The sequence below is a fragment of the Pontibacter brevis genome, assembly GCF_054779655.1.
The window spans coordinates 328,299-351,084 of sequence record NZ_BAAGXV010000090.1 but is presented as its reverse complement, the minus strand read 5'-3'; the positions used below and the strand labels follow the sequence as shown (position 1 = coordinate 351,084).

22 protein-coding genes and 1 tRNA gene are annotated in these 22,786 nt (G+C 50.1%); 4 read left to right on the top strand and 19 right to left on the bottom strand.

Annotation, left to right across the window (positions count from 1 at the left end):
* Positions 1 to 2: 2 nt before the first annotated feature.
* The 7 genes from ACYVB1_RS22405 to ACYVB1_RS22375 form a co-directional block, all read right to left on the bottom strand.
* Complete coding sequence (locus tag ACYVB1_RS22405) at positions 3 to 947, bottom strand: YbbR-like domain-containing protein (RefSeq protein ID WP_460926047.1); 945 nt, start codon at positions 945 to 947, stop codon at positions 3 to 5.
* A gap of 28 nt (positions 948 to 975) precedes the next feature.
* Positions 976 to 1,296, bottom strand: a complete 321-nt coding sequence (yajC, locus tag ACYVB1_RS22400) for a preprotein translocase subunit YajC (RefSeq protein ID WP_460926046.1) — start codon at positions 1,294 to 1,296, stop codon at positions 976 to 978.
* An 84-nt stretch (positions 1,297 to 1,380) separates the two neighbouring features.
* Entirely contained in the window at positions 1,381 to 1,923 is a 543-nt protein-coding gene (locus ACYVB1_RS22395; RefSeq protein ID WP_460926045.1) for a DUF1573 domain-containing protein, read from the bottom strand.
* Positions 1,924 to 1,949: 26 nt separating this feature from the next.
* Positions 1,950 to 2,948 carry an isocitrate/isopropylmalate dehydrogenase family protein gene (locus ACYVB1_RS22390; RefSeq protein WP_460926044.1) on the bottom strand — a complete coding sequence of 333 codons (999 nt, stop codon included), beginning with the start codon at positions 2,946 to 2,948 and terminating at the stop codon, positions 1,950 to 1,952.
* 3 nt (positions 2,949 to 2,951) lie between these two features.
* Positions 2,952 to 3,257, bottom strand: a complete 306-nt coding sequence (locus ACYVB1_RS22385; RefSeq protein WP_460926043.1) for a YtxH domain-containing protein — start codon at positions 3,255 to 3,257, stop codon at positions 2,952 to 2,954.
* Between the two features lie 86 nt (positions 3,258 to 3,343).
* Complete coding sequence (nusB, locus tag ACYVB1_RS22380) at positions 3,344 to 4,516, bottom strand: transcription antitermination factor NusB (RefSeq protein WP_460926042.1); 1,173 nt, start codon at positions 4,514 to 4,516, stop codon at positions 3,344 to 3,346.
* A gap of 198 nt (positions 4,517 to 4,714) precedes the next feature.
* Entirely contained in the window at positions 4,715 to 5,815 is a 1,101-nt protein-coding gene (locus ACYVB1_RS22375) for a Glu/Leu/Phe/Val family dehydrogenase (protein WP_460926041.1), read from the bottom strand.
* 153 nt (positions 5,816 to 5,968) lie between these two features.
* Here ACYVB1_RS22375 and ACYVB1_RS22370 point away from each other — a divergent pair, with 153 nt between their 5' ends.
* A complete protein-coding gene (locus tag ACYVB1_RS22370; RefSeq protein WP_460926040.1) occupies positions 5,969 to 7,753 on the top strand; it encodes an ABC transporter ATP-binding protein in 1,785 nt (594 codons plus the stop codon).
* 134 nt (positions 7,754 to 7,887) lie between these two features.
* Positions 7,888 to 8,301 (top strand): hypothetical protein, encoded by a 414-nt coding sequence (locus ACYVB1_RS22365; RefSeq protein WP_460926039.1) that lies wholly within the window; start codon positions 7,888 to 7,890, stop codon positions 8,299 to 8,301.
* A gap of 86 nt (positions 8,302 to 8,387) precedes the next feature.
* Here the strand turns inward: ACYVB1_RS22365 and ACYVB1_RS22360 are convergent, their stop codons facing one another.
* The 5 genes from ACYVB1_RS22360 to ACYVB1_RS22340 form a co-directional block, all read right to left on the bottom strand.
* Entirely contained in the window at positions 8,388 to 9,014 is a 627-nt protein-coding gene (locus ACYVB1_RS22360; protein WP_460926038.1) for a TetR/AcrR family transcriptional regulator, read from the bottom strand.
* A gap of 93 nt (positions 9,015 to 9,107) precedes the next feature.
* Entirely contained in the window at positions 9,108 to 9,629 is a 522-nt protein-coding gene (locus ACYVB1_RS22355) for a GyrI-like domain-containing protein (protein ID WP_460926037.1), read from the bottom strand.
* Positions 9,626 to 11,395, bottom strand: a complete 1,770-nt coding sequence (locus tag ACYVB1_RS22350; protein WP_460926036.1) for an ABC transporter ATP-binding protein — start codon at positions 11,393 to 11,395, stop codon at positions 9,626 to 9,628. Before ACYVB1_RS22350 ends, ACYVB1_RS22355 begins: the two co-directional genes overlap by 4 nt.
* 340 nt (positions 11,396 to 11,735) lie before the next feature.
* A complete protein-coding gene (truA, locus tag ACYVB1_RS22345) occupies positions 11,736 to 12,494 on the bottom strand; it encodes a tRNA pseudouridine(38-40) synthase TruA (RefSeq protein WP_460926035.1) in 759 nt (252 codons plus the stop codon).
* Positions 12,495 to 12,568: 74 nt separating this feature from the next.
* Positions 12,569 to 13,129, bottom strand: coding sequence for a GAF domain-containing protein (locus tag ACYVB1_RS22340; RefSeq protein ID WP_460926034.1), 561 nt, complete (start codon positions 13,127 to 13,129; stop codon positions 12,569 to 12,571).
* 283 nt (positions 13,130 to 13,412) lie between these two features.
* Here ACYVB1_RS22340 and ACYVB1_RS22335 point away from each other — a divergent pair, with 283 nt between their 5' ends.
* A complete protein-coding gene (locus tag ACYVB1_RS22335; protein ID WP_460926033.1) occupies positions 13,413 to 13,913 on the top strand; it encodes a DUF4293 domain-containing protein in 501 nt (166 codons plus the stop codon).
* 199 nt (positions 13,914 to 14,112) lie between these two features.
* Here ACYVB1_RS22335 and ACYVB1_RS22330 read toward each other — a convergent pair whose 3' ends face one another.
* The 7 genes from ACYVB1_RS22330 to ACYVB1_RS22300 form a co-directional block, all read right to left on the bottom strand.
* Positions 14,113 to 14,907 carry a DUF4476 domain-containing protein gene (locus ACYVB1_RS22330; RefSeq protein WP_460926032.1) on the bottom strand — a complete coding sequence of 265 codons (795 nt, stop codon included), beginning with the start codon at positions 14,905 to 14,907 and terminating at the stop codon, positions 14,113 to 14,115.
* A gap of 57 nt (positions 14,908 to 14,964) precedes the next feature.
* Positions 14,965 to 15,663, bottom strand: coding sequence for an outer membrane beta-barrel protein (locus ACYVB1_RS22325; RefSeq protein WP_460926031.1), 699 nt, complete (start codon positions 15,661 to 15,663; stop codon positions 14,965 to 14,967).
* 279 nt (positions 15,664 to 15,942) lie between these two features.
* A complete protein-coding gene (locus ACYVB1_RS22320) occupies positions 15,943 to 17,112 on the bottom strand; it encodes an AIR synthase related protein (protein ID WP_460926030.1) in 1,170 nt (389 codons plus the stop codon).
* A 148-nt stretch (positions 17,113 to 17,260) separates the two neighbouring features.
* Positions 17,261 to 19,210, bottom strand: coding sequence for an OmpA family protein (locus ACYVB1_RS22315; RefSeq protein ID WP_460926029.1), 1,950 nt, complete (start codon positions 19,208 to 19,210; stop codon positions 17,261 to 17,263).
* Positions 19,211 to 19,238: 28 nt separating this feature from the next.
* Positions 19,239 to 19,721, bottom strand: coding sequence for a hypothetical protein (locus ACYVB1_RS22310; protein ID WP_460926028.1), 483 nt, complete (start codon positions 19,719 to 19,721; stop codon positions 19,239 to 19,241).
* Positions 19,722 to 19,830: 109 nt separating this feature from the next.
* Positions 19,831 to 20,616 (bottom strand): (Fe-S)-binding protein, encoded by a 786-nt coding sequence (locus ACYVB1_RS22305; RefSeq protein WP_460926082.1) that lies wholly within the window; start codon positions 20,614 to 20,616, stop codon positions 19,831 to 19,833.
* A 153-nt stretch (positions 20,617 to 20,769) separates the two neighbouring features.
* Positions 20,770 to 22,143 (bottom strand): 4Fe-4S dicluster domain-containing protein, encoded by a 1,374-nt coding sequence (locus tag ACYVB1_RS22300; RefSeq protein WP_460926027.1) that lies wholly within the window; start codon positions 22,141 to 22,143, stop codon positions 20,770 to 20,772.
* Between the two features lie 169 nt (positions 22,144 to 22,312).
* On the opposite strand from ACYVB1_RS22300, the gene ACYVB1_RS22295 reads away from it, so the two are divergent.
* A tRNA-Phe gene (locus ACYVB1_RS22295) sits at positions 22,313 to 22,385 on the top strand.
* The last annotated feature ends 401 nt before the right edge of the window (positions 22,386 to 22,786 follow it).

Here is a 22,786-nt window from a genome sequence, read left to right as displayed (position 1 = left end):
ATTTACCTTTCTACCTCCACTACTTTAAAGCGATCCGGCCATAGCGTTGCGCGCCGGGTACCCGTCGGCTTTTGCACCAGCTCTGGTGCTATGGTAGAGTCCTGCGGGTTAAACTTGCTGTAGTCTAAAATCACCCTGAAAAGATTCCGGTTCAGCAGCGGTACGGAGTCCTGCAGTACCTGGTACCGTACCATAGCAAGTGGTGGCCGTACAGAAAGCCGCATGCCATCCGGCACATTTATCAGTTCAGGAGTCACCTGCCGTTCCTGCTGCACAAGGTTTCGCACTGTTACGGCTACTTCTGCCTCTTCTACACTCGACTTTATCAGCGACTCATAGTTATAGTCAATGGGCACAGAAATGCGGGAAGATTCCGACAGAGCCCTGTTTTCTGACAGGCTCAACGGAAAAGGATTTGGCAGGCTGTCGATAAGTGATGAAGGCCCTGTGAATGTGACAGAATCGGGGGTAATACGCACCGGACCAACAACAACATGATTTTCATCTGTCAGGGTCTGGTTTGGCTCCAGGCGCAACGGAATACGCTCACTTACCTTGGCATCAAAGTTAAAGAAGATGGTATCCGTTACCACAAAGTTCAGTTGCAACCCGTTAAGGGCGTTCACCAAAGCGGGGCGTAGGGCAGAGCCTGGCAGGTAGTTATTACGGGGCACACTGCGGATATAGATTTCTGCGGGCTGCAGTTCCAGCCGCAGCACCTTGCGCAGCAGTTTCCAGCCTGTGCCGGTCACGTTGATAGCAACCTCTTCCGGCAGTGGCTGTATAGGAATGAGTCTGTTCTGGTCATACACAAACCGGATGGGATAAGTGGTTTGTGTGGAGTAGCTTTTATTCAGCGCGTTGAGCAGCCAAAAGGTAGAAGCCGCCACAAAACAAAGCAATACAATTCGCCAGTATTGCTTTGTCCGTGGCTGAAATGGCCTCATAAACCATTCAACTATATTTTTTGCTTTCTCAACCGGCAATGTCTTTAGGTTTTTGCATCTTCATAGTAGCTTCCATCGAAACAGAAGCTTTATCAAACAACAGGCGCACACCTCTGTCCACCTCTATTGTCACTGTCTCGCCCTCTATTGCTACCAGTTTACCATGGAGGCCTCCAATGGTTACAACATACATGCCCTTGGTAAGCTCTTCACGAAACTTCTTCTGCTCACTTGCTTTTTTCTGCTGTGGCCTGATCATGAAGAAATAGAACACGAGAATAATTGCCCCGAACATGAGCAATTGTGGCAGCATACCCGCATCGGGTGTCTGCAATAATATATTTTTCATACAAAAGTGGTGTGTGCGTTTAAATGGTGTCTGGATTCCGCTTGCAAGCGGAATCCAGACACCATTTAAACAACAGTGCAAATTTTAGTTGCGGCGTACAGGCCCGTCGGCACCGGCAGTTGGAATGCTGCTGGATTCTACATTACCCTTCATGGATACTTTTACAATATCCGGCTGCGTGTTGGCACGCACGGTAACAGTTGGGTTTTGCTGGCCCATTTTGCCTGAGGTGTTAAACTGAACAGCAATTTGTCCTTTCTCGCCTGGCGCTACTGGTTCACGTGTCCAGTCAGGCACGGTGCAACCACATGTTGCTGAAGCGTTCTCGATTACAAGCGGTGTACTTCCGGTATTTGTAAATTCAAACGTATGGTTTACCACCTCGCCCTGCTTTACAGTGCCAAAGTCATACTCCGTTTGCTCGAAGCTCATAACAGGCGCATTGGCTGATGGCGCGGCCTCCCCCTCTGTTGCAACATTAGGGTTCTCTATTGGCTGAGACTGTGCTGCCGGTTGTGTTGCCGTTGCCTCATTGTTTGTTACTGTGTCGTTTCCTGCGTTGTTATCGCAGCTTGTTGTGAAAACAGCTACAGCAAAGCTTGCTGCTAAAATCAGGCTCTTTTTCATATGATTAAATGTAAAGGGTTCTGCAATTATAATTTCGAGATGATATTCTGCGCAAATTGCATGGTGTTGGCTTTACCTCCCAGGTCACCGGTGCACTCTTCTTTGATAGCCAAAGTAGCCTCCAGCGCTGCTTCAATGCGATTGGCCTCGTCTTTCAACTCCAGGTGGTGCAGCATCATAATGGCAGAGCGCAACAACGCTGTAGGGTTAGCAATTCCTTTGCCAGCAATATCCGGAGCGGATCCGTGCACCGCCTCGAAAATGGCCATTTCATCACCTATGTTGGCACCGGCCACTACGCCAAGGCCACCCACAAGTCCGGCACAAAGGTCTGACAGAATATCACCGAAAAGGTTTGTTGTTACAATCACATCGAACTGCTCCGGCTTTACCACCAGCTGCATGCACATGTTATCGATGATAATATCGTCGGCCTGCAGGTTTGGATAGTCCTTGGCAATTTCTCTGAACACGTTCAGGAACAAAGCGCCGGCATGCTTCAGGATGTTGGCTTTATGCACAGCTGTCACTCTCTTGCATCCGTGCTTGGTGGCATACTCAAATGCGGCACGCACAATTTTCTCGCAGCCCTCGCGGGTAACGCGGGAAATAGAGTCTGCTATCTGCAGGCGCTCATCAAACACTTCCAGGCCGGAATACAGGCCTTCGGTATTCTCACGGAACAGCACAGAGTTTACGTTTTCAAAGCGCGTGTTTACGCCCGGCGTGGTTTTGGCAGGCCTTACGTTTGAGTACAGGTCAAACATCTGGCGCAGCTGCACATTCACGCTTTTAAAGCCTTTGCCCACTGGCGTGGTAATCGGGCCTTTTAAGGCAACTTTGTTATTCTTGAGAGAAGCAATCAGCGTTGAGGGTATCAATTCACCGATGGCATCAAAGGTAGTCTGCCCAGCGTTTTCTTCGTCCCAGGTTACAGGCACGTTGGCAGCATTGAAGATAGCTTTAACAGCTTCTGTGATTTCAGGGCCTATCCCGTCTCCGGGTATTAGGGTTACTTGTTTCATGCGTTATAGTTCTTTCCGGCTGTTAATTTCGTTTATGAGAGAGTCTACATCTCCCAGCAATTTTTCTGCTTTGTCTTTCGCATCCTGGATTACCCGCTGGCCTTCCGACTTAGCGTTGGTTGGCATGTTCTCGCTTCTAGCCATCAGCTGCTGCGTCAGGTCTGCCAAGGTGTCGCGGTATTTCTCTAAACGGTAGCTTAGCCAGTAACGGGTTTCTCTTCCTTTCTCAGGCGCAAAAAGGATGCCAGCTACGGCACCTACGGCCGCACCCGATGTGAAAGCCAATAGAACGGTTGTCTTTTTACTCATAGTTTGTATATGCTTATTTACGTCAGAGACGAATTCTCATTTACTTACGGCAATTACGGCATTGAGGTCACTCCTGCCGGGTAGCGCTATTTATTATCAATCAAGCCACGGCCCGACTTCCGGATCTCGCCTCTTGAGGTCAGTTCCTGTGCCATTTTATCCAGTACGCCATTGATAAACTGCTTGCTCTTTGGTGTGCTGTACAGCTTCGAAATCTCGATGTACTCGTTGATGGTTACTTTAACCGGTATGCTGCGGAAGATGTGCATTTCGCAAAGTGCCATCTTCAGAATGATTTTATCCAGCATTGCCACGCGCTCCACATCCCAGTTCTTCACGCTCTCAGAGATCATGGCTTCATACTTATCTTCCTCCTGCACGGTCTGGAAATACAGCTCCTCAAAAAAGGCTTTGTCGTCTTCCCAGTTGGCAGACAGGTCCAGCAATTGCACCTCTCCTTCTGCCTCTTCGCCGAAAATCTTGATGGTTTTGTTGACAAGGCTCTTGACAATTGCCTTGTTTTCAACCCAGTTCAGATCCTGCTCTTCAAACAAAGATTGTAAGTTTTTTTCTTTAAAGATAATGTTTTTAAAAATATGTTTCACTATCTCCAGGTCGTCTTCAAGGCTTGGATTCGGCAACGACAGGTAGTTCAGAAAGGCCTCGTCCTGCTTCAGAATGTTCTTGTAAACTGCCCGTATTTCGCTGATATCGGAACCCCAGCTGATGTTGCGCCGGATGATGTGCTGCTGGTATGACTTGCTCTGAAGCAGGCGTTGCACCACGTGGTTCTGCAGAAACCGCTTTACATCAGGGCCGCTTGCAGCCGTAAAGCGCTTCTCTTTCTTTTCTTCCTCCTCTTCTATCAGGCCCACAATTACCTCCAGTATCTGCAGGGTGCCCAGGTAATGGTCGTAAATACGCTCCACCGCACTCAGCATCTGGTTACCGTAATAGGTGTAATCCTTTTTAGTGAGGTTCTGGTAATACGCAATGGCTCTGTTTACCGCATCGATTGTCTCCTTGTCCGACTCCTCTGTCTCGAACTGCTGGGTCTCGTACCACTCTTTAAAGAGCAGCGTGGCAATCTGCTTTCTGCCTTCCAGCAGCTTTCTGTCCTGTACCTCCATGGAGTTCAGGTCTGGAGCAAAGTCCTCGCCTATCTGGTCTAAGGCCAGTAGATAATCGGAACCTACGGCTTGTTTATAGGCGTAAATAGCCTGCATCGCCTTTATTCGTAGTGTTCTGCGGTTAAGCATATTTGAAAGAACGTATGTTGGGTAAATAAATTTCAGTTGTAACAGGCCATCGCGGCCTGCTGTTTTAAAACGGCTCCCTTCTAAAGAGAAGAAAGCCCGCTATAGTTCCGCAGATACCGGCACTAGTATAAAAGCCTGCTGCAGCATGCGGCAGCGCCTATAGTGCCTGCTTCTTGCTTGCTGCGGTGCACCTTGCATTTAGAAAGTAGCACGGACCTTGCCAATGCTCTCGATGCGCTTTTCGGCCAGCCTCATGGCTGCCTGCTGCGTATGGATGCCTTCTTTCTCGGCAAGCACAAAAATATCCAGGGTATAGCCGTAAATGCGCTCTGTCTGCGCGTAAGCGCTGTCGCGGTTATAACCGGCCAGCTCAGAATACACGTTAATCAGGCCGCCTGCATTAATCAGGAAATCGGGCGCGTATACGATGCCTTTCTCTGCCAGCGCCGGCCCATGCACATGCTCATCGCGCAGCTGGTTGTTGGCGCAGCCGGCAATTACCCTGCACTTCAGGCGATCGATGGTCGTGTTGTTGATGGTACCACCTAACGCACAGGGTGAGTAAATGTCTATATCAAGGTCATATACCTCCTCCATGCTCACCACCTTGGTGCCATACTTCTTCGACACCTCCCGCACGCGGTCTTCGTAGATATCCGTAATAACGATATCGGCATTCTCTTTCGACAGCAGCTCTACCAGGTATGCCCCCACATGGCCAACGCCCTGCACCGCTATTTTTTTGCCTTCGAGTGCATCTGAGCCAAAAGCTTTCTTTGCAGCAGCTTTCATACCCATATAAGTGCCGTAAGCTGTTACCGGAGACGGATCGCCACTGCCACCCATTGCCTCAGGCAGGCCAGTCACATGCTCTGTTTCCATCCGGATGTATTCCATATCTTTGGTGGTCATGCCCACATCCTCGGCAGTAATATAAGCGCCGTTCAGGTTTTTAACGAAACGGCCGAACTTGCGAAGCAAAGCTTCGTTTTTGTCTTTTTTAGCGTCACCGATAATCACTGCTTTTCCGCCGCCCAGGTTAAGGCCGGAAATGGCGGCTTTGTAGGTCATCCCCCGCGAAAGTCGCAGCACATCATCCAACGCCTCTGCCTCAGAAGCGTAAGACCACATGCGCGTGCCGCCCAGGGCAGGGCCAAGCACCGTGTTGTGGATTCCAATAATGGCCTTCAAGCCAGTATCTTTGTCGTGACAGAAAACAACTTTCTCGTGGTTGTGTTCTGTAATCAGGTCAAAGACTGACTTGTCTTTCTTCAGCTCAACTTCTTTTAATTCGACCATTTATAGAGTTTGATTATGGGTTGTTCTATCTTTGCGAGTGAGGCACCTGGTACCCCCTCCCCCTTTCGCGCTGCGAAATTAATTCTTTTTTTTTGTATTTCAATTTGTACTTTGTCAGACTACGTAAAAGCCCAAAGGCTTTAAATATATACTGTGAAATCCTTACGTTACCTTAATAAATATTTACTCCGGTATAAGTACAGGCTCCTGCTGGGCATTGTATTTACCATCATTTCAAACTTTTTCCAGATTTTACCTGCCCAGGTGGTGCGCCACGCTTTTAACCTGATCAGGGAGGGCATTAACCTGTACGGCATGTACGAGGGCCTGGGCCAGCAGGAACTGGTATATGATATTTTCGCTAACAGCATTCTCATGTACGGAGTGATTATCCTGGTCATGGCCCTGCTGCGCGGTGTTTTCCTGTTTTTTGTGCGGCAAACCATCATCGTGATGAGCCGCCTGATAGAGAATGACCTGAAGAACGACATCTACGCACACTACCAGAGCCTGCCGCTCAGCTTTTACCGCAAAAACAACACAGGAGACCTGATGTCGCGCATCTCTGAAGACGTAAGCCGTGTGCGAATGTACCTTGGCCCGGCCATTATGTACGGTGTCAACCTAATTATATTATTCGTGATGGTGATTCCGTACATGCTGTCTGTGAACGTGAAACTGACGGTGTATACCCTAATCCCACTGCCTATCCTGGCTATCAGCATTTATTACGTCAACAACATTATCCAGCGCAAGTCAGACGAGATTCAGAAGAGCCTTTCGGGCATTACTACTTTTGTGCAGGAGGCATTCTCCGGCATCCGGGTACTGAAGTCTTTTGTGCGCGAAGAGGACTCGCACAATAACTTCACCACAGCCAGCAACAAATACCGGGACAAATCACTGGAGCTGAACTTCGTGAACTCGCTGTTCTTCCCGCTCGTCCTGTTCCTGGTGGGCCTCAGCACTATTATTACCGTGTATATCGGAGGGCAGGAGGTTATCAACGGCAGCATCACCACCGGTAACATTGCGGAGTTCATCATTTATGTGAACATGCTCACGTGGCCGGTTACCTCCCTCGGCTGGACCGCCAGCCTGGTGCAGCGGGCGGCGGCATCGCAGCAGCGCATCAACGAGTTCCTCAACACCAAAAACGACATTGTTTCCCGTAAAAACATCAGCAAGCCCATTAAAGGAGACATTGTGTTCGAGAATGTGGACTTTATTTACCCTGACACCAACATCCACGCGCTGAAGCGGGTGTCGTTCGGCATCAACCATGGCGAGACGCTGGCCATCATCGGCAACACCGGCTCCGGCAAGAGCACCATTGCCAACCTGCTGCCGCGTATGTATGATGTGACCGGTGGCCGCATCCTGATTGACGGCATCGATGTGCGCGACTATAACATCAGGAGCCTCCGCAGCCAGTTCGGTTACGTGCCGCAGGATGTGTTCCTTTTCTCCGACACCATCAGCAACAACATTGGCTTTGGCCTTCCGGAAATCACGGAAGAGCAGATGGTGCAGTCTGCAAAAGATGCCGACGTGTATGAGAACATCGTGCGCTTCCCGGAAAAGTTTGAAACGAAGCTGGGTGAGCGGGGAATTACCTTATCAGGAGGCCAGAAGCAGCGGGTGTCTATTGCGCGGGCACTGGTACGCGAGCCAAGCATCCTCATCCTCGACGATTCCCTCTCAGCAGTAGACACTAAAACAGAGAACGCGATCCTCAACAGCCTGCGCCGCATCATGCACAACCGCACGAGCATCATTATCTCACACCGGGTTTCGTCGGTAAAGCTGGCCGATAGTATCCTGGTAATGGAAGATGGGGAAATCGTGCAGCACGGCACGCATGAGCAGCTGATAAACGAGGAAGGCCTCTACAAGGTGCTGTATGAGCGCCAGCTGCAATCAGAAGACACGGAATAGGTTAGCCATTTTTTTACAGCCGTTTACCCTTGCACGGGTAGCTTAGGCTATTGAAAACACTTTGAGGGATTTTTTTGGGACAGAATCTGTTATATCCACGTATAGCATTTTAAAAAACTAAAAACCCTTTACTTATGGCTGTTGACTTACAACAAATCGGCAAAAGATTCCGGTTTTACACCAACCTGAAAGAACTGGAGATGGAGCAGTTAAAATCCATGACCGGCAGTGATGAGACAACACTCTCAAACATAATATGCGGCAAGAATTACGCATTAGATGAGTTGGTAGCCATTGTAAAGCATTTCGAAGACCTGAACCCCCAGTGGCTCATCTATGGTGAAGGCAGTATGTTTAAGCCAATGAGCGAAGACGGCACCTGTCAGGATGGCCAGAAAGGCTGCCTGAAGAAAGACAAGGCCGCTTACCTGGGGCAGATGAAAAATATGCTGCTGGAGCTTGATGCCGCAGAAGTAGCCAAAGGGCACCACGCCGATGTCGAGGCGCTGAAAGCAAAACTAGACGAATTCAAGGCGACACAGCCTTAAATTGCTTATTTGTTAATTGTTGATTGTTAAAAATTTGGTTAGAGGAAGTACTTGACGGCTACCAAACATACCCCGGCAATCAACAATTAACACCCGGCAATTTCCTTATCCCTGCTGATGCCGTTGAGGATGAGGGCTACGGTAAACAGAACATCCCGCTCTATTTTCTGAAAGTCAATGGAAGGCAGCTTGTGGTAGTCAGCCCGCTGGAACTCTTCAAACTGGATGAGGTCTTTTACCACCATAATGGAGTACCCCACGCGCTCCGCCTCGCATGGCAGAAACATCCCGTTGCTGATGCCTTCTTTTATCACGGTAGCGTAGTAGTTTGATTCTTTGCCCCTCGACTCCCGGAACAGTTCCTGGAAAGTAACCCGGGTCTCGATCAGCACCCTGATAGATATGGTGTGCTGCGTCACTATCTCCTGGTAGTAGCGTAAGGAGGAGCGCATGTATAGCAGCAGCCGCTCGCGCGGATTAGGCTCATGCTCGGCAATACGCTTGATGCGCGACAGGCTGTCCCGCCACTCCTGCGAAAAAGCCTCTATGAACAACAGCTCCTTACTTTTATAATAGTAATACAGCGAAGGCTTTTTCATGCCGATAGACTCGGCAATATCGTCGAGCGTGGCTTTGCTGTAGCCCAACCTGCCAAACACTGCTTTTGCTGATTGCAGTATCTGTTCTTTTTTAGCCTCTGCTTTCTTGCCCAAAGTACATTTTGCTATTGTTGCCGGAGTAATAGCCGCACGGTTATTCTCTTTCTCTCAAAGATATACCTTTTCCACTACTTGCAAACTTAAATATTAGGGCCTTACCGGCACCTCTACCACGCCTCTGTCTTCTTCCGGAAACCACTCCACGAAGAAATCCTCCAGTTTCAGGTTCTCTTCCCGGGCATAGTCAAAAACAGCCGCATAAAGCTTCTTGGGCGCCACTACTACACTTGCACTCACTTCTGCATGGATTACCTTCCTGCCTCCCGGCACAGTACGCAGCTCATAGCCTGCGGGCAAGGTTATATTAGTTGTGTCTGGCACAAAGATGCCAACAAACGCTCTCAGGCTATCGCCACTTTTATCCGGGTCGTTGTAGTAGATATTACCCAGCATGCCCTCCAGCTCCTTTTTCTCCAGCACTTCGGCTGCTCTCTGGAACGCTTTGCCCAGCGCCTCATCTTCTATAGACCCAACATAAGGTTGACCTGCCACATATTTGGTTTCGGAGGTGATAACAGAAACTTCCGGTGCCGTAAAACCACCGATATACGTGTATAGCACCAGCATGATAATGGCAAAACCGGCCATTATGTAGAAGAATTTTTTCATAGGTCAATCATGTTCTTGTACTGCATCTTGTGGAGCTGCGCATAGTAGCCGTTCAGCTCCAGCAACTCTTCGTGTGTGCCCATCTCTTTTAGTTCCCCTCTATCCAGCACAATTATTTTATCTGCTTTCTGAATAGTAGACAGGCGGTGCGCGATAACAATGGAGGTACGCCCATGCATCAACTGGTCAATCGCGTACTGTATCAGCTCCTCTGTCTCTGAGTCTACGCTGGAGGTGGCTTCGTCCAGGATAATAACCTCCGGGCTGTACACCATGGCCCGCACAAACGAGATCAGCTGGCGCTGCCCTACCGACAAGGTGGCGCCGCGCTCCATGACCTGGTAATCAAGCCCGCCGGGCAGGCGCTCTATGAATTTACGCGCGCCCACCAAATCGGCGGCTTCCCAGATTTGCTCTTCGGTGATAGCTTTGTTCCCCAGGGTGATGTTATCGGCTATGGATCCGGAGAAAAGGAACACATCCTGCAGCACCACACCAATATGGTGGCGCAGCACACTCAGGTCATACTCCTGCAGGTCATGCCCATCTATGATGATGTTTCCTTTGTTGATGTCGTAGAAGCGGTTCAGCAGGTTAATAACCGAGGTTTTGCCGGCACCGGTGGCGCCCACAAAAGCCACTGTCTGTCCGGCTTTCACTTCGAAGGATAAATCGCGCAGCACCCAGTCTTCGTCCTTATAGGCAAACCACACGTTCTGAAATTTCACATTGCCTCGTATTTTCTCCGGTGCATAGCTTCCGTTGTCCGGAATCATCTCTTTGCTGTCCAGCAGGCGCATGAGGCGCTCTGTGCTCACCACGCCCAACTGCAGGGTGTTGAAGCGGTCTGCGATCATCCGGATCGGGCGGAAAAACATCTGGATGTACAGGATAAAAGCCATCAGGGTGCCGAGCGACGTTTCATCCTCTATTACGCCATGGGCACCATACCACACCAGCAGTCCCAGGCCGGCCGCTCCGATAATCTCCGCCACCGGAAAGTAGATAGAGTAGTACAGTACAGAGCGGATGTTGGCGCGGGTATGCTCCTTGTTTATCTCCCTGAATTTCTCCATCTCACGCTCTTCATTGTTGAAGATCTGCACGATGCTCATGCCGGTGATATGCTCCTGCACAAAAGAGTTCAGCTTGGCCACCGCCGTGCGCACCTCCTGGAAGGTGCCTTTTATCTTTTCTTTAAAGATATAGGTGCTGATGATCATGATTGGGAATGTGGAGAGACTCACCAGCGTCAGCTCCCAGTCAATGTAAAACATAAAGCCCACGATAAACACCAGCTGCAGAATGTCGCCGATCATGGCGGCCAGCCCTTCGCTGAACACGTCTGAGAGGGTCTCCACATCCGACACGTTGCGGGTAACAAGCGTGCCGATAGGGGTTCTGTCGAAGAACTTCAGGCGCAGGTCCAGTATGTGGCGGTAGAGCTTGATGCGTATGTCGCGCACCACGTTTTGCCCCAGCCAGCCGGCAAAATAGGTGTGCAGGTACTGCACAATGGCATGCACCACCAACAGCACGCCCAGTATCACGAACATGCGGTTCAGGCCTTCCCAATCGTTGTTCAGGATCTCGTTGTCCACCGTGTACTGAATCAGGAAAGGGCGCAGTGCCGCCAGGATAGCGGAGGCAAAAGTCAGGAAAACAATAAAGTAAAAAGTCCTCAGGTAAGGCGTCACAAACTTGAACAGCCGCTTCAGCACGTCAGCGTCTAATACTACACCACTGTTTTTAGATTTATCTTCCAAGGTAATTTAAAAATCGCTAGAGGTTAGGAATCAGAAGGCGCAGCCGGGGCCGTGCTTTCTTTTAACCATTTGTAAAGTTAATGGTTTTGAATCAGGATTTTCAGGATTTGTATGATGTACGCCTATGCTATACTACCGCCCCCCCGAAGATTTACGTAATCAAAGCAGCAGGCGGATCTCTCTTTCTGAGGCATATTCACCGGGACTCACAGCATCTTCCAGACCTGTGAGGGCCTTGTGTATTACGCAGCAGGAGCTGTTGGCAAAGACACTTGCAGGAGTTGCGCACACTGCGAGGTCCTTGGAGCAGGCTCGCCGGGAGCAGCCCCCTCTCCTGCTTTCAGGTGAGGGCTGGAGTGAGGTTAAATACCTCCGGGTACTCCACTTTTGCCAGGTAAAGGCCTTCTGCCGGTGCTGCTCCGCTTGACTGGCTGCGGTCCTGGCTGGCCACCACCTGCTCAAATTGCGCCACTGTCAGCTTGCCGCGGCCTACATCCACCAGCGTGCCGACAACAAGACGCACCATGCCCCGCAGAAAACGGTTGGCGCGGATGGTGAACACCAGTTCCTCCCCCTGCTGCTGCCATACAGCTTCATACATGTCACAGCGGTAGTGTTTGGTGTCGCCTTTCACTTTGCTGAAGGTGGTAAAGTCTTCGTACCTCAATAGCACAGCAGCCGCCTCGTTCATCTTCTCCACATCCAGCTGACGGCTGTGGTGGTAGGCATAGAAGCGCTTGAAAGGGTTCCTGGTGAGGGTAATGTAATAACGATAGGTGCGGGCAAAGGCGTCGAAGCGGGCATGGGCGTCGTCCGGCACGCGGTACATTTGCTTTGCCACCACATCGTCTGGCAGCAAACGGTTAAAGCGGTACACTGCCTGCTGCGTATCCAGCTCCTGCTCCACATCGAAGTGCACAAACTGCTGGCTGGCATGTACGCCTGTATCGGTGCGGCCGCTCCCGGTAGAGCTAATGGATTGTCGCAGTACTTTGCTCAGGCAATCGTCCAGCACCTCCTGCACTGAAAGCGCATTCGGCTGCACCTGCCATCCGTGGAACCGGGTGCCGTCGTAGGCTATCTCTAAAAAATAACGCATGGAGCAAAGGTATAAAATAAAACCCGCAGGCACATGAGCCAACGGGTTATGCATTATTCCGGGTAAGCCTGGTATTACTGCTTTTCTATGTCTTCGGGACTTGCTTTACGCTTCAGGTAGCGCTGCTCGATTTCTTCCATCACAATGGAGGCCAGATGAACCAGTGTTTTCTGGTCGCTCTCCGAAAACTCCCTTGGTTCTTTATCAACCAGGCAAAAGGTACCAATATTAAAGCCGTCTGCCGTGGTTAGCGGTGCACCGGCGTAAAAGCGCAGACCAAAATTGCCTGATACGAGCGGGTTCGCCAGCAGGCAAGGTTCATTTATAGCATCCTGAAAAACGGTTGGCTCGCTGTTCAGAACTGCTAAGGAGCATAAGCTCTCTCCCCGTGGCACACTCTTCACACCTTCCATGCCTATATTTGCCTTAAACCACACCCGGTCGGCATCCACTAACGAAATAAGCGCGATGGGCACCTTAAACATGTGTGCAGCCATGGCTGCTATATGGTTGAAGGCTCCCTCCTTTGGCGTATCTAATATTTCATACTCTCTTAGCTTTTGTAGTCTTTCTTCTTCATTATCTGGTATGATGTTGATACCGATAAATGTGTTGTTGATCTTTCTGTCCTTCACGCGCTGTTATTTTATATAAAGGTAGCCCCTGCTAACCTAAAACTCAATTGATAATAATTTTCTGCTCAATATGGTTCCTGCGTTTCACGTGAAATGCAGGAACACCTAACCTCCTTTTCCCTCCTCCTGCCCCTATCATGTAGCCCGTACAATTCAGGAAGTGTGCTAAATCGCTTACTTACATGGTGTTGTCTATCTCCTCACTTAGCCGTGTGCATCTAATTTTTGTTTTACGGGTCTTTGTCTAATTTTGCATCTCTTTACAGATTAAAATATCCCCTTTATGATACAAAGAATTCAAACCGTGTTTTTGTTTCTGCTGATTGTAGCAGTCGTGTCAATGTTGTTTCTGCCGCTCTGGTCTAAAACGGATGCCGTAACAGGAGAAACTGTTGTGCTTACTGCCTGGAGCCTTAAATCAGTTATGCTGAATGCAGAAGGCAACCCAACCGGGCCCGGAACGCTGCCGCAGCAAGGCACCCTCGGCATTGGCCTGCTGGCGATTGCGGCAGCCGTGATTGCTGCCTATGAAATATTCCAGTACAGAAGCCGCCTGAACCAGATGAAACTGGGCCTGCTGAACACGCTTGTGCTGGCAGCCTTACTGGGCACTACGTTCTACTACGCCACTTATGTGGGCGCCGAAATGGTAGAGGCCGACAGCAATGGCACCTACCACGCTGGTTTTTACATGCCCGTGGTTGCACTTTTGTTCAATGCCTTGGCAAACCGCTTCATTAAACGCGATGAAGACCTGGTAAGGTCTGTAGACAGACTCAGGTAAATTAGGAAGTTATTCTAAGTTAAAAAGTTAGAGATTTAGAAAGTTGAAAAGAGAGAAGCCGCTTCCGGACATTGCGTCTGGGAGCGGCTTCTCACTTTTCAACTCTTTAGCTCAGTGAGCTATAGCAAGACTATATACAGGCAAAGAAAGCCCCTCTATCAATCCATCTGAACTTTCTAACTTAGAACAACTTTCTAACTTACCTACGGCTGTTGTTGTAGCGCTCCAGCTCCTGCACATTGCTGTCGAAGCGGAAGACATCATAGACGTAATAAAAGTGCTCACGGTCGCAGAGGTAGTCGTAGGCGAACTTGGCGAATTCTACCTGGTTAGACTCATACTCGAACTGCTGTAGCAGGCGCCTCAGGTCTTCTGCCATAATGCTGCCGCTGCGTACTGCCTCCCGGGCAATGGTCATTTTGGTATTGTCGAATTGCCGGCTGTTCATGGCCTGTATCACCCGGTCCAGTTCCTGTGCCGTTAGCAGGTTGCGGCAGCTGTTGTCATAGTCATCATAGCGTGGCGGAGTTGGCTCCCTTCTGTTACGCCCGTAATCGTCGTAACGCGGTGTTTCCTGCTCATACCTGTTATCGCGCCCGTAGTCGTCATAGCGGTCGGGGAAGCGGGGCACGGGCGGAGCCGGGGTAACGACTACGGGCGGTGGCACTACCCTGATTTCCCTGAGCAGGCGCAGGTAAGCCTTCCTGCCTTTTGTACGCACACCGTAGTTGGCCTCTACCCCATTTGGCACCAGCACGCGCTGCCCCGCCTGGTACACGCCCTGCCGGCTCCTGACCCTGACTTCCACATAATGCCTGCCCGGCTGCAGGTGGTTGATGCGCACAAAGTTTGTGGGCGTGTGGTTAATCGTTTTGCCGTTTAGTTTGATATAGAATACCTCCCCTCTTTCGGCGGTGAAGGTAAGAACAGAAGCTTGTGCCAGCACCGGCAATACCAGCAGCACAAGCAGGAACGGAAGTAGAAGCTTTTTCATCAGAAGTATAGGTTTTAGCTCATACTTTTGATAAACCAAGTTTTGTGCCAGAAAAAACTACTTCAGCTTGTAGTTTACGCCAAGCGCTAAGGACTTTATGATTTGGTGAGACAAAGGGGCACCCTGATTCCAGTCATAAAAGGAGTTTTCTCCCGTCATATTCGTTTTAAAGAAGTGGTATTCCAGGTATCCTGCGAAACGCCTGCTTATCTTGTAGTTAAACCCAACACCGGCAGTGGCAAATACATCCATACCAGAGTCTTTCGTCTCTGAAATTATGATACCATGTTCCGTAACAACTGACTTGGTTTTTCCGAAGGCTGGCATTAGAGATGCTGTTCCGTAAACAGGGAAGCGTTTAAAGGCATTAAACAGAACTAATTGCCCTGACACTGGAAATGCCACAGCGTTTGTGCGTGATCGGGCGCTCCAGGGGATCGGATTATCAAATGTTCCTCTATTCCCTTCATTTTCATGCCTGTCGCCTCCATAGCCAATACCTACCTGTACCCTCAACCTCTCAGTTAAATTATAGCCAAGGGCCAGTGAGATTGGCTGAAAGTAGCCTGACCTTATTGCTCCTGTGCCTTTTTTATCTTCATAATAAATGTGGTACTGAATAGTTGTTAGCCCAACCCCCACATAAAGCTTACCTGCGTCTGGATTGGCTTCGCCAGGTTGCTGGGCCACAGCAACTAAGGATGAGAAAAACAAAAGGAGAAATATTATAGACGTTCTCATTTTGAATATTTTCATTACCAGTATGCTACCTAAACGGGGGGGGTAAAATTTTGCTTTTTCACTCGTATATGATTTTAGTTTTTGTCATAGCTTAAGATTGATATAAGAAACACTACATAAAAGGTATTTTCATGTCCCTTTGCAACATAAGGTAATGCCTAATAAGCCTAATGTATAAACTATTACATGCCTTTCATCAGCAAATACAGGAATTCTGTAACATCACCATACAAAAAATAAAGAGCCACAGGCAAAACACCTGTGGCTCTCATGTAGTCTTTATCACCCGAACAACTACCCTTCATAGTAGAACTCGCCGTACTTGCTTTTGATAGTTAGTTCGTTGCTGTCGCTTTTCTTTACGCGGCCAATGATTTTCGCCTCCACGCCAAACGCTTTGGAAATATCTATCAGATCCTTCGCATGGGCCTCCGGCAGGTAAATCTCCAGGCGGTGGCCCATGTTAAAGACCTTGTACATCTCTTTCCAGTCGGTGTGGCTCTGCTCCTGTATTATGCGGAACAGCGGCGGTACCGGGAACAGGTTATCCTTCACAATGTGTACCTTGTCGGTGAAGTGCAGCACCTTGGTTTGCGCCCCGCCACTGCAGTGCACCATGCCGTGTATGTGCTGCCGGTGCTCCTTCAGTATCTCCATCACAATGGGCGCATAGGTGCGTGTGGGCGACAGCACCAGCTTACCCATTTCCAGGCCTGTTTCTTTGTTCACATCCGTCAGCCTATAGTTGCCTGAGTATACCAGGTCTACCGGAAGCTCCGGATCGTAGCTTTCAGGGTAGGAGGCTGAAAGGTATTTATGGAACACGTCGTGCCGGGCAGAGGTGAGGCCGTTGCTGCCCATGCCGCCGTTGTACTCGTCTTCGTAAGTAGCCTGCCCGTAGGAGGCAAAGCCCACGATGACGTCTCCGGCCTGGATGTTGTCGTTTGAGATGACCTCATCGCGGCGCATGCGGGCCGTCACGGTGCTGTCTACGATGATGGTGCGCACCAGGTCGCCTACGTCGGCTGTTTCGCCGCCGGTGCTGTAGATGCCCACGCCATTGTCGCGCAGCATTTGCAGTACCTCTTCTGTACCGTTGATGATGGCTGCAATCACCTCCCCTGGGATCAGGTTCTTGTTTCTCCCGATGGTGGAGGACAGCAGGATGTTATCGGTGGCGCCCACGCAAAGCAGGTCGTCTGTGTTCATGACCACGGCATCCTGGGCAATGCCTTTCCACACGCTCAGGTCGGCGGTTTCTTTCCAGTACATGTAAGCCAGCGAAGACTTGGTGCCCGCGCCGTCGGCATGCATGATGGCGCAATACTCTGGGTCGCCGGTGAGTATATCAGGGATGATTTTGCAGAATGCCTTCGGGAAAAGTCCTTTGTCGATGTTCTTGATGGCGTTGTGCACGTCTTCTTTAGAGGCAGAAACGCCACGGCGTAGGTATCTATTTTCCATAGCTCAGGGTAATTTTTACAAATTTAAGAAAGGCTTTGGTATTAGCGGCAGCGGAAAGTATAAATTCAGAAGATAGCGGCAGCGGCTTAAATAAAACGAGCAGCAGAGGCAAAGTACCCCTGCTGCTCGTTTTGTAGCGCTACACTGATTATTCCTGTATACGTACCACTTTAAATTCTGTACGGCGGTTGCGCTGGTGTTCTTCCTCTGTTGTGGCGTTTCTTACCACAGGACGGCTTTCGCCGTAGCCCCTGGCTGTGATGCGTGAGCGGTCTATCCCCTGTGAAATGATGTACTCCACGGCAGACTCAGCACGCCGCTGCGACAGGTCCTGGTTATAGGCTTCGCTACCGCGCTCATCGGTGTGGGAGCTTAGTTCAATAGAAATACCCGGATTGTCTTTCAGTATCTGCACCAGCTTGTCCAGCTCCCGGGCTGCATCCGGCCGGATGTTCGCCTTGTCAAAATCATAGAAGATGTTCTCCAGCACAATGGCCTTCTCCCGCACGATTTCGTTCAGCACCAGGGTAGCTGTCAGCCGCACCTCGTTGCCTTCCTCTGACAGCTCCTCCTGCGGCGGTGTTTTACCCACTGTCGTTATCTGCTCACGGGCAGTAAAGAAGCCGGGCTTCTCCGCCACCAGGTAATAAGTGGAAGCAGAGTCGAGCGGGAACGTGAACTGTCCGTTCGCATCTGTCGTGGTGGTACTTAGCCTTTGGCCGCCTGCATCCTGCAGCACTACAGTATTATTGGGCACTGCCGTACGCTGATTGGTGCCTTCGCGCCGCTGGTACAGCGTACCATCCACAAAGAAGTTAACCTGCTTTCGGCCACTTTTCACAAAGCGATACAGGTCATCGCCTCCTTTGCCGCCTTCGCGGTTAGAGGAGAAAAAGCCTGTGTTGCCCTTGCCTATGTAAATGCCGAAATCATCGCCTGGTGAGTTGATAGGCTGCCCCATGTTTACCGGTTTTCCGTTTTCGATGCGGAACAGGTCCAGGTTACCTAAACCAGGCAGTCCGTCTGAGGCGATGTATATAGTCCCGTCAGGCCCTACAGACACAAAGCTTTCATTACCTGCCGTGTTTATTTCCGGGCCCAGGTTCTCTGGTTTAGAGAAGCGACCGTTGTCGTCGATAGTGGTTTTATAGATATCGTTTCCGCCAAATCCCCCTCTGCGGCTCGAGGAGAAGTAAAGTGTTCTGCCATCCGGGGAAAAAGCAGGAGAAGAATCCCAGGCTTGTGGATCGTTTATGCTAAGCAGTTGCGGGTCCGTCCAGGCGCCGGAGCGGTAGTTCGAGATAAACAGGTCTACGTTCTGGCGGCCTTTCTTCGTACCCTCATTGCCCCGGGCAAATATCATGGTGCGCCCTTCGTTGGTAAAGGTAGCCAGGGCATCATGAATTCCCTCTGCGTTGATGTTCTCGTAAGGGCGCACAGCACCGCCCATCTCGGCAGCAGAATCCGTTAGCGTGGTAGCATACAAGTTCAGGAAGCCTTCGCCGTTCCCCATATATTCTTTCCCCGGTCCACGTGTGGAGGAGAAAACCAGCTCATTACCCAATAAGTAAGGAGCAAATTCTGAGGCCTCTGTATTCAGCGCCTCCAGGTTGTTTACTTTATAAGGTGTTGCTAGGCGAAGGATGTTGCTCAGAGAGCTCAGGGTTTCAACTTCGCGGGCTGCCAGGGCCTTAAGCTGCGGGCTGGTGCCTACGCGCACATAATCCTGCAGCTGCCGCAGCGCCTCCTCATACTGCCCGTTCGCTTTCAGGGCCAGGCCATAATAGTAATAGGCATCCTCCCGCCGGAAATTAGCATCCAAAGCCGCTTTGTAATAAGGCATGGCCTGCGCAATGCGGTTGGACAGGCGGTAGGCCTCCGCTATTTTATAATTTACCTCTCCAGGGTTGTTGGCATTTGCCAGTGCCTGTTTGTAAAACTCAATAGCACGCTCATACTGCTCCCGCTCAAAACGATTGTCGCCTCTGCTAAGGTACTGGCTAGCGCCGCAGCCGCCTAGCACCAGCAGGAGCAAAACGAGTATACTGGTAAGTTTAAGTTGATGCGCGATGGATTTAAAATTCAGCGTTTGATGCATGAACAAGTATGGTTAGGGTTTAGCCGGATCAGAAATACCGGGAAAGCCAGCTGTTACCGGCCGGCCGTGGCCATGCCTCCTGCAGCTCTCCGTAATTATTTACTAAAGTATCAAAGTACAGTGTATTCTTGCTAATCTCGCCGGCCGACACCTTCTTTTTCAGCTCCTGCATCCCTACCATTTCTACCTCTCCCTCTTTCAGAAACGCCAGTTGCGTTCGGTCGAAAAAAGATACCTGGAATTGCTGCTCCAGATTCCGCACAAAATTTACAGACTTGTCGATGGAGCAACCGCTGGCAGCAGCGGCTGTTTCGTTATTGGCCAGCACTAGAAACTGGTTGTGCAGCAGCTCCGCCGAGGCCTGTAAGCCTGTGCCATGGCTGCTCCACTCTTCTGCAAAACGCTGCAGCATCGGATTTATTTTATCCTGCTCTGCCTCCGTTAAGGGCCTGTTTGCCTGGTAAATCCAGAGGCGCGCATGGGGCGGCAGTTCGTTAAACGGAATGTACATGTTTATTAATGATTGTTGTTTGTTGATTGTTTTGAATGCCTGTGTTGTTTAATTGTCAACAGTAAAAAAGGAACAAAGATTTAACAATTAAACAATCCAGCAATCAACATTATTTACTAAGCCCCTCTGCCTGTGCTATCAGTTCAGCGATGTCGAAAACTTGTACGTTTTCTTCCTGATCCTTGTTCTTTACGCCATCGTTCATCATCACCATACAAAAAGGACAGGCCGTGGCAATCACACTGTTCCCGGCTGTGCCTAAGGTAGCCAGAGCTTCTTCTGTTCTTTCGATGTTCACGTCTTTTCTGCCCGGCTCCGGTTCTTTAAACATCTGGGCACCACCGGCACCGCAGCAAAGCCCATTTGCCCGTACACGCTTCATCTCTACAAGGTCGGCATCGAGCACGGCCAGCACTTCGCGCGGGGCCTCATAAATATCGTTAGCACGGCCAAGGTAGCAGGAGTCGTGGTACGTAATACGGCGGCCTTTAAAGCTTCCGCCCTCTTTTACGCGCACTTTGCCCTCGTTAATCAGTTGCTGCAGAAACGTGGAGTGGTGAATGACCTCATAGTTACCTCCCAAATCCGGATATTCATTCTTCATGGTGTTGAAGCAGTGTGGACAGGCGGTCACGATCTTCTTTACATTATAGGCATTCATCACCTCGATGTTTGTCAGGGCCTGCATCTGGAACAGGAATTCATTGCCGGCACGCTTGGCGGGCTCGCCGGTGCAGCTTTCTTCAGTGCCCAGCACAGCGTATTTTACACCAATATGCTCCAGAATCTGTACAAAGGCACGTGTCACTCTTTTGTAACGGTCATCGAAAGAACCCGCACAGCCTACCCAAAACAGGATTTCCGGCTCTTCGCCATTGGCAGCCATCTCGGCCATGGTAGGCACTTTCACTAATCTTTTATTTTCTTCCATCTGAAGGATAATCTATCTACTGGTTGGCAGCTACAGCTGCTTTGTTTATTATTTGTTGCGGACTGTTTGACTATTCAATGGATGTATGTGCACACCTGACCTCCATTTATCAAGCAATTAATTCTTGCTAGGCACGTAAAGATCTTCAGCCCAGTTAAAGCGGTCGGCTGGAGAGAAAGCCCATGGCGCACCGTTGTTCTCGATATTGGTGAACATGGTGTTAAGCGAAGCCGGCGCGGCAGACTCTTCCAGCACCAGGTAACGGCGCAGATCCATGATAACGGACAACTGGTCGATGTTAACAGGGCAGGACTCCACGCAGGCGTTGCAGGTAGTGCAGGCCCACAGCTCTTCAGGGGTAATATAACCGCGCAACAGCGTCTTCTCCTCTGTTACCTCCACCCGCTCTTCGCCTAGTTCCTTGTAGTGGTTTGGTGCAAAAATAGCCGGGTGCTCTCCTTTTTCCTCCATCCGGTCGCGGGTATCCATGACAATCTTTCGCGGAGACAGCAACTTACCCGTAATGTTGGCAGGGCAAACAGAGGTGCAACGGCCGCACTCGGTACAGGTATAAGAGTCCATCAATTGCTTCCAGGTCAGGTCTTCTACATCCTTGGCACCGAAGCGCTGTATGATTGGGTTGCCTTCTGCATCCATCTCAGGGGCCGGCGGTTGGTAGCTTGGGTCCAGCATGGCTTTGATCTCATGCGTAATAGCAGGGTTTGTGGTAAACTTCCCTTTCGGCTTCAGGTTTGAGTAGTATACATTCGGGAAAGCCATGATGATGTGGAAGTGCTTGGAGCTAGGCAGGTAGTTCATAAAAGCCAGGATACCCACAATATGGAACCACCAGCCTACTTTTGCAATCACATATAACTGATCCGGGTTATCCCCGAAAAGGTTCACGAAAAACTGGCTGATGGGGTAATAGCCCACTACCTCGCCACCCGCCAGCAGCACGCGCTTCATGTCCGCAATATTGAAGACGAACAAGGCCAGCATCAGCACAATCTCAGTAATCAGGATGATGTTAGCGTCTAATTTTGGCCAGGCACGCAACTCTACCCCATTCCACAGCCGTGGCACTTTAGTTACATTACGCCGCCACAGGAACATGACGCAGGCAATGATCACGAGCGCCGCCAGTATCTCGTTCAGGGCCATCAGACCACTGTACAGCGGGCCCACAAAACCCAGCACACGGTGCGTACCGAAGATACCATCAATGAGAATCTCCAGTACCTCCACGTTGATGACAATGAAGCCAACATACACAAACAGGTGCAGCACGGCAGGCAGCACGCGCTTAAACATTTTCTGTTGCCCAAAGGCTACCAGCAGGGTCTTGTTAATTCGCTCTGACGGGTTATCGTCTAGCGTTGTGTCCCGGCCCATCAACACATTTTTCCGGATTTTGCGGATCTGCCATACAAACAGGCCAATGCCTATGGCAGCCACAATCAAGAAGATAATATTTTCTATTCCTATCACGGCAGACTATTCGTTATACATACTAATCTATAGCTAAAGATAGCAGAATACTGAGAATAATGTACGGGGGATACATTTTTTAAAATATTTTTCGCCAGAATATTTGCTACTTAAAAGTTCCTTACTACTTTTGCATACCCTTACGGAACAAGGGGACACAACAAGAGCTGGTGATGTAGCTCAGTTGGTAGAGCAAAGGACTGAAAATCCTTGTGTCGGTGGTTCGATTCCACTCATCACCACAAAAACCTCTGTCAGAAATGGCAGAGGTTTTTTGTTTATGGGTCCTGGGTGAGGGCTTTAACAGCGTCAGAGACGGGTTTTTATAATCACTTCCGCCCTCCATCCGAAAGCGGCCGGCAGACCTTCTGCCAATGCCATAACGCAGCATCTGTTCCGTCCGTTGTCTCATCTGCTGTCTCACTTTGGGTGCATCAACCTTATAGGGATGTGCACGCTGAGATATTTACCCAAGACGGACCTCTAGTGGAAACATTGGACCTCAGCTGGGTGCGTTAGGAGTCGCAATACACACCCGCATCCTTCTCAAATAACAACCTGTCTGCATTTCCATTTGTTGGCTCCTGTGCCTGATCACGGACAATGTAACGCCCACTCCTGACGCGGTGGCAACATCATAGCA

Excerpts from the sequence above, each read along its gene's own strand:
- ACYVB1_RS22330 (WP_460926032.1), bottom strand. The coding sequence starts at position 14,907 with ATGAAAAAGCTTCTACTTCCGTTCCTGCTTGTGCTGCTGGTATTGCCG.
- ACYVB1_RS22390 (WP_460926044.1), bottom strand. The coding sequence starts at position 2,948 with ATGAAACAAGTAACCCTAATACCCGGAGACGGGATAGGCCCTGAAATC.
- yajC (WP_460926046.1), bottom strand. The coding sequence starts at position 1,296 with ATGAAAAATATATTATTGCAGACACCCGATGCGGGTATGCTGCCACAA.
- ACYVB1_RS22310 (WP_460926028.1), bottom strand. The coding sequence starts at position 19,721 with ATGTACATTCCGTTTAACGAACTGCCGCCCCATGCGCGCCTCTGGATT.
- ACYVB1_RS22405 (WP_460926047.1), bottom strand. The coding sequence starts at position 947 with ATGAGGCCATTTCAGCCACGGACAAAGCAATACTGGCGAATTGTATTG.
- ACYVB1_RS22355 (WP_460926037.1), bottom strand. The coding sequence starts at position 9,629 with ATGAAAAAATTCTTCTACATAATGGCCGGTTTTGCCATTATCATGCTG.
- ACYVB1_RS22315 (WP_460926029.1), bottom strand. The coding sequence starts at position 19,210 with ATGCATCAAACGCTGAATTTTAAATCCATCGCGCATCAACTTAAACTT.
- ACYVB1_RS22385 (WP_460926043.1), bottom strand. The coding sequence starts at position 3,257 with ATGAGTAAAAAGACAACCGTTCTATTGGCTTTCACATCGGGTGCGGCC.
- ACYVB1_RS22325 (WP_460926031.1), bottom strand. The coding sequence starts at position 15,663 with ATGAAAATATTCAAAATGAGAACGTCTATAATATTTCTCCTTTTGTTT.
- nusB (WP_460926042.1), bottom strand. The coding sequence starts at position 4,516 with ATGCTTAACCGCAGAACACTACGAATAAAGGCGATGCAGGCTATTTAC.
- ACYVB1_RS22365 (WP_460926039.1), top strand. The coding sequence starts at position 7,888 with ATGGCTGTTGACTTACAACAAATCGGCAAAAGATTCCGGTTTTACACC.
- ACYVB1_RS22335 (WP_460926033.1), top strand. The coding sequence starts at position 13,413 with ATGATACAAAGAATTCAAACCGTGTTTTTGTTTCTGCTGATTGTAGCA.
- ACYVB1_RS22320 (WP_460926030.1), bottom strand. The coding sequence starts at position 17,112 with ATGGAAAATAGATACCTACGCCGTGGCGTTTCTGCCTCTAAAGAAGAC.
- ACYVB1_RS22395 (WP_460926045.1), bottom strand. The coding sequence starts at position 1,923 with ATGAAAAAGAGCCTGATTTTAGCAGCAAGCTTTGCTGTAGCTGTTTTC.
- truA (WP_460926035.1), bottom strand. The coding sequence starts at position 12,494 with ATGCGTTATTTTTTAGAGATAGCCTACGACGGCACCCGGTTCCACGGA.
- ACYVB1_RS22305 (WP_460926082.1), bottom strand. The coding sequence starts at position 20,616 with ATGGCCGAGATGGCTGCCAATGGCGAAGAGCCGGAAATCCTGTTTTGG.
- ACYVB1_RS22375 (WP_460926041.1), bottom strand. The coding sequence starts at position 5,815 with ATGGTCGAATTAAAAGAAGTTGAGCTGAAGAAAGACAAGTCAGTCTTT.